Origin of the sequence: uncultured Mycobacterium sp. (genome assembly GCF_964249325.1) — a bacterium.
Taxonomy (GTDB): Bacteria; Actinomycetota; Actinomycetes; order Mycobacteriales; family Mycobacteriaceae; genus Mycobacterium.
The window spans coordinates 8,344-14,298 of sequence record NZ_CAXUCH010000105.1; the positions used below are offsets into that span (position 1 = coordinate 8,344).

Consider the following 5,955-nt stretch of genomic DNA (forward strand, 5'->3'; position numbering starts at 1 on the left):
GCGCTGACCGGCTTCTGCGTCTGGGCCGCCGCGCGCCCGCAGGCTTACGCCTGCGGGCGCTTACCGGCCGCGACCTCGTCGGGATATTCGGAGCAAAACGGCACGTAGCCTTCGTCGCGGCCGGCCAGCACGTAGAGCGGATCCTCGATACCGGGGCCGTAACCCTGTTCACGCAAGCCAACCTTGCGGCTCTTGAATGTCGTGGTGTGTTCCATCGACTCCACCACCCGAACGAACAGCGGCAGCGCATACACCGGCAACCGGTCGTACACCGTGCGCGCGAGTGCCTTGCCGTCGAACTCGGCGCCGTCGCGCAGCTTGACCGCCGCCATTCCGGCCCGGCCGCCGGTGCGCGGAATTTCCACCCCGTAGACCGCGCATTCCTCGACGGACTCATCCGCCGCCAGCGCCGCCTCGACCTGTGTGGTCGCGACATTTTCGCCCTTCCACCGGAATGTATCGCCGAGCCGGTCGACAAACGCAGCATGGCCCATGCCCTGCGGGCGCATCACGTCGCCGGTGTTGAACCAGCAGTCGCCCTTACGGAAAGCGTTGCGTACCAACTTCTTTTCGCTGGCGGCGGGATCGGTGTAGCCGTCGTAGGGCTGAAGTCTGTTGACCGGGCTGAGCAATAGGCCCGGCTGGCCGGAAGGCACGCGGCGCACCCGGCCGTTCTCGTCGCGAAGCGGGGCTCCGCTGTCGGGGTCGTACTCCACGTATGCCAACGGCAGCGGCCAGACACCGGTCGTCCTGGGCACGTTGAGGATGTTGATGAACGCGGTATTGCCCTCGCTGGCGGCGTAGAACTCACATACTCGCTGGATGCCGAACCGTGTCGTGAACTCGTCCCAGATCTCCGGGCGCAGCCCGTTGCCGGCGATCAGCCGCACCTTATGCGCGCGATCGGTCGGCTTGGGCGGCTGGTTGAGCAGGTACCGGCAGATCTCGCCGATGTAGATGAACGCCGTCGCGTCGTTGGCGATCACCTCGTCCCAAAACCGCGACGCCGAAAACGACTTGCCCAGCGCCAGCGTCGCCCCGGAGTTGATCACCGATGCGACCGCGACAGTCAGCGCGTTGTTGTGATACAGCGGCAGGCAGCAGTACAGCGTGTCGCTGCTGTGCAGTCGCAGCCCTACCCCGCCGAACGCGGCCAGCGCCCGCAGCCACCGGAAGTGCGTCATCACGCTGGCTTTCGGGAAGCCGGTCGTGCCCGAGGTGAAGATGTAGAACGCGGTGTCTTTGGCCAGCACCGCCGACGCCGACGCCGGGTTGCTGATCGGCGCGGTGGCGGCCAGGCGCTCGAGTTCGTCGATGGTCATCGGATCGGCGGGCGCCCCCGACTCGCTGACCGCGCTGACCAGATCGGATTCGGCGACCAACACTTTGGCGTCGAGCAGGCCCAGGCTGTGAGCGAGCACCTCGCCGCCCTGGTGGTAGTTGATCATGCCCGCGATCGCTCCGCACTTGACGACGGCCAGCATCATCAGCACCGCGTTAGGCGAGTTGCGCAGCATGATGCCGACCACGTCGCCGTGCCCGACACCGCGCGCGGCCAGCACTGCGGCGTAGCGGTTGGCGGTTTCGTTGGCCTCTCGGTACGTCAGTTGCCGGTCACCGAACCGCAGGAAGATACGGTCCCCGTAACGGGCGGCCCGCTCCTGGAACACCTTGCCGATCGAGGCCTTCGAGTTGCGCTGAGGCAGCAGCCCGGTCAGCGCGCCACGCAGCATCACCGGCAGGTCGGGCAACAGGCCAGGCAGCCATGTTGCGATATCCGCCAGCGCGACGGCCGTACGGGTGCCGGAGTCGGGATCGGACGCTTTGTCCGCCATGTGGGTCCCTCATTTCGCTGAACCGCAGTCGGCGGCCAGCCTAACGCGGTGTGGCCAGCCGCTTCAGCGAGGTTCGCACGCCGCCAGTGCCGCGTCCACGTCGTCGACCACCACCAGCCGGTCCAGGGCCAGCTGCGAGACGTATCCGGTATCGATCAGCCCGTACAGCCATGCCCGCAGTCCGTCGTAGTGCCCGTCGGGGTCGAGCAGCACCACCGGTTTGTCGTGCACGCCGAGATACCCCGCGGTCCAGGTTTCAAACAGCTCCTCGAGCGTCCCTATGCCGCCGGGCAGGGCGATGAACGCGTCGGCGCGATTTTCCATGACCTGTTTGCGCTCGCGCATGGTGTCGGTGACGATCAACTCGTCGGCGTCGGTATCGGCCACCTCTCGGTGGACCAGCATTTTGGGGACCACGCCGACGGTCCATCCGCCCCGAGCCCGCGCCGCAGTGGCCAATGCACCCATCGCCGAAACGTTGCCACCACCCCACACCAAGATCCAGCCGCGATCGGCGATCGCCTCGCCCAGCCGCGCGGCCAACCCCAGCAGCTCCGGGTGGGTCGGCCCGGACGCGCAGTAGACACAGACCGCCCACCGCTTCGGCTCCACACACGAAACGTAGACCAGCCTTGCCGCGGAGCGCATTTCGGGCTATCGCCCTGCTACCTCGTGTATGGGCAATAAAATCCGGCGGTGCCCTGGGTAGCCGCGCCGCAGGAAACCGTCGTAGCGCAGGTGACGGGCGCACTGGAAAGCTCGCAGGTTTGCGGCGCCGTACTCGTTGGGCCCGACGGCGTGGGCAAGACGTCTTTGGCCCGCGCTGCCGCCGAAAGGTTCGCTGCGCAGCGGCCGTCGACGAGCGTCCGATGGGCCGTGGGCAGCGGGCCGGAGCAAACGGTCCCGTTCGGCGCCTTCCGCCATCTGGTCCGTCTGGCCGAGCTCGGGCGACCCGCGGCGCTGCTGCGCGCCGCGCGCGAATCGCTCACCAGCGCAGACGGCGATCTACTGCTGATCGTCGACGACGTGCACGAGTTGGACGGCCTGTCCGCCACGCTGGTGTATCAGCTGGCCTTGAGCGGTTCGGCGCGGCTTTTGGTCACCGTGCGCTCGGACACCCAGCTGCCCGACGTCGTCACCGCGTTGTGGACCGATCAGCTGCTCAGCCGCGTCGAGGTGCAACCCCTGAATCTCGACCAGGCGGCGGCGGTGCTGGAGTCGGCGCTGGGTGAACCGCTACCGAAGCCGGTGGCCGAGGAGCTCGTCGGTCGCAGCCGGGGCAACCCGCTGTATCTGCGGCACGTCGTCGAGGACGGCGGCCTGGTGCGGGCCGACGATGGTTGGCGCTGCCGCGACAACGAGCGGTTGTCGCTGTCCGCCCTGATCGACTCTCACCTGAGCGCGCTGCCGCAGCCGGCGCGCACCGTGCTGGACTACTTGGCCGTCGCCGAACCACTGTCCCGCGCCGACTTGGCGGCGTTAGCCGGCGAGCAGGCCGTCGAGGACGCCGCGGGCGTGGCCGCCTTCGACGACCGGGGACTGGCGCACCCGGCCCATCCTCTCTACAGCGACCGCGCCCGCGCCGCGCTCGCACCGCAGCGCGCCCGGTCGCTGCGTGCAGCAGTAGTCGCACAGCTGGCGAAACATCCGACCGACCATGTCATCGATCAGCTGCGACTGGCAGCGCTGTCCATCGACAGCGACGCCCCCGCCCGCGTAGCGGACCTGGTGATTGCGGCGCAGCAGGCGCTGCGGCTCGGCGACCTCGTGCTCGCCGAGCGGCTGGCACGAGCAGCGCTGGACCGGACAGACGCACTGGCGGCGCGGCTGGTGTTGGCCTACGCGCTGGCTTGGCAGGGCAACGGCCGAGAGGCCGGAGCAGTGCTCGCCGCAGTCGATCCCGACACGCTGACCGACACGGAGCTGATGGCCTGGGCGCTGCCGCGGGCGGCCAACCAGTTCTGGATGCTCAACGAACCGGAGCGCGCCACAGCCTTCCTGCACACCACCCGCCAGCGGATCGTGGCGCCGGCCGCCAAGGCCACTCTCGACGCGCTCGCAGCGACCTTCGCGATGAACTCCGGCGCCCCGCTGCGCGCGTTGCGGATCGCCACCGACGTGCTGGCCTCACCGCACGCTGACGAAGTAGGCGTGGGATGGGCCGCGTCGACTGCGGCGCTGTGCTCGGCTCGCACTGGCCGCTTCGACGACGTTGAAGCGCTGGCCGCCCGGGCGGTCGCTGGCGAGCATCCGGGTTTGTTGAGGTTCACCAGCGGCTTCGCCCGGGTCACGACGCTGGTGATGGCAGGACGGCTGGACGCGGCACGCTCGGTGGCGCAGCGGTACACCGATTTCGCCGAGCTGCAACAGCCGGGTAGGGCGATCGGTGAAGTGCTCGTGGCGTACGTGGCGACAGCCCAGGGCGACTTCGACACCGCGGTGAAGCTGTTGGGTCCGGCCACCGGTGCGCTGGCGCGGACCGGTTATTCGTGGGGGCCGCTGTCCTTGATGCTGCTCGCACAGGCGCTGGGCCAGCAAGGTGAACAAGTCGAAGCGGCAAAGGTGTTCGGCCGGGCCGAGTCTCGGCACGGCCTGAAATCGGCGATGTTCACGCCCGAGCTGGCACTGGCCAAAGCCTGGTCGAAATCGGCCCGCGGCGACGACACCGGAGCGATCGATGCCGCCCGCGAGGCGGTGCAGGCCGCCGAACGCGGCGGGCAGTCGGCGATTGCGCTCCGCGCGCTGCAGGATGCGACGCGGCTGGGTGACATGCGCGCGGTGTATCGCGCTCAACGCCTCGCGGTCGAAGTGGACTGCGTGCTGGGCAGGCTGACGTTGGCTCATGCCCGCGCGCTGGCCGCCGGCGATTACGGTGCGCTGGCCGACGTGGCCGCCGACTTGGCCGAGGCGGGGATGCATCCAGCGGCCGCCGACGCCGCAGCCCAGTCGCGGCGGGCTCAGCTGGTCAGATAGCGGCGCAGCATGTCGGCCGCGGCGGTGATTTGCTCTACCGGCACCCGCTCGTCACGGCGGTGCGCCAGGTTGGGGTCGCCGGGCCCGTAGTTGACTGCGGGGATGCCGCGAGCAGCGAACCGCGCCACGTCGGTCCAACCGTATTTCGCCCGGACCTGGCCAGCGCCCGCGTCGACCAGGGCTTTGGCGGCGGGTTTGGACAACCCGGGTAGCGCACCGGCCGCAACGTCGGTCTGCTCGATCCGCACGTCGAGCCCGTCGAAGACGTCGTGGACGTGTTGTAACGCCTCCGCCGCCGAACGATCCGGGGCGAAACGATAGTTGACGGTCACCGAAGCGGCGTCGGGAATTATGTTGCCGGCAATGCCGCCGCCGATACGCACCGCCGACAAACCCTCGCGGTACGTGCAGCCGTCGATGTCGACAGTACGAGCCTGATAGCCGGCAAGCCGGTCGAGCACGGCGCCCAGCTTGTGAATCGCGTTGTCTCCCAGCCAGGATCGCGCCGAATGGGCCCGGCTTCCGCTTGCCTGGACAACGACGCGCAGCGTGCCCTGACAGCCTGCCTCGATATAGCCGTCGGTGGGCTCACCTAGGACCGCCACGTCGGCGTCTAGCCAGTGCGGCAATTCGCGTTCGATGCGGCCCAAACCGTTTGCCGCTGAATCGATTTCCTCGCAGTCGTAAAACACCAGCGTCAGGTCATGGGCGGGCGCGGGGACCGTGGCGGCCAGATGTAGGAAGACGGCGTCACCGGATTTCATGTCGACAGTGCCGCAGCCGTGCAGCAGCTCGCCGTCTCGGCGGCTGGGCAGGTTATCGGCCACCGGCACCGTGTCGAGGTGGCCCGCTAACAGCACCCGTGTCGGCCGGCCGAGGTGCGTGCGGGCCAGTACGGCATTGCCGTTGCGGATGATCTCGAAGCCCGTCGTCTGCGCGCGCAGCGCGGCCTCGACCTCGTCGGCGATGCGCTCCTCCGCCCGTGACTCGCTGGGGATGTCGACCAGTGCCGCAGTCAGTTCGATCGGGTCGCCGTGTAGGTCCAGCACGAGGCAAGCGTAGTGGCGACCGCGAGCGCGGCGGAGCCGGGCGCAGCGGGTCGCCACCGTCGAACCCAGTGGCGACCGCGAGCGCGGCGGAGCCGGGC

4 protein-coding genes are annotated in these 5,955 nt (G+C 68.9%); 1 reads left to right on the plus strand and 3 read right to left on the minus strand.

Going from position 1 to position 5,955, the window contains the following annotated elements:
• Positions 1 to 44 precede the first annotated feature (44 nt).
• A complete protein-coding gene (gene fadD6, locus ACFE99_RS14320) occupies positions 45 to 1,835 on the minus strand; it encodes a long-chain-acyl-CoA synthetase FadD6 (protein WP_375486334.1) in 1,791 nt (596 codons plus the stop codon).
• A gap of 63 nt (positions 1,836 to 1,898) precedes the next feature.
• Positions 1,899 to 2,447 carry a TIGR00730 family Rossman fold protein gene (locus tag ACFE99_RS14325; protein ID WP_375486337.1) on the minus strand — a complete coding sequence of 183 codons (549 nt, stop codon included), beginning with the start codon at positions 2,445 to 2,447 and terminating at the stop codon, positions 1,899 to 1,901.
• A gap of 84 nt (positions 2,448 to 2,531) precedes the next feature.
• Here ACFE99_RS14325 and ACFE99_RS14330 point away from each other — a divergent pair, with 84 nt between their 5' ends.
• Positions 2,532 to 4,808: an AAA family ATPase gene (locus ACFE99_RS14330; RefSeq protein WP_375486339.1), complete on the plus strand. Its 2,277-nt coding sequence runs from the start codon at positions 2,532 to 2,534 to the stop codon at positions 4,806 to 4,808.
• Here ACFE99_RS14330 and dapE read toward each other — a convergent pair.
• Complete coding sequence (dapE, locus tag ACFE99_RS14335) at positions 4,793 to 5,857, minus strand: succinyl-diaminopimelate desuccinylase (RefSeq protein ID WP_375486345.1); 1,065 nt, start codon at positions 5,855 to 5,857, stop codon at positions 4,793 to 4,795. The genes ACFE99_RS14330 and dapE overlap by 16 nt on opposite strands.
• Positions 5,858 to 5,955: the final 98 nt, after the last annotated feature.

What these genes read in the sequence shown, in the direction of transcription:
- fadD6 (WP_375486334.1), bottom strand. Translation starts at nt 1,835, where the DNA reads ATGGCGGACAAAGCGTCCGATCCCGACTCCGGCACCCGTACGGCCGTC.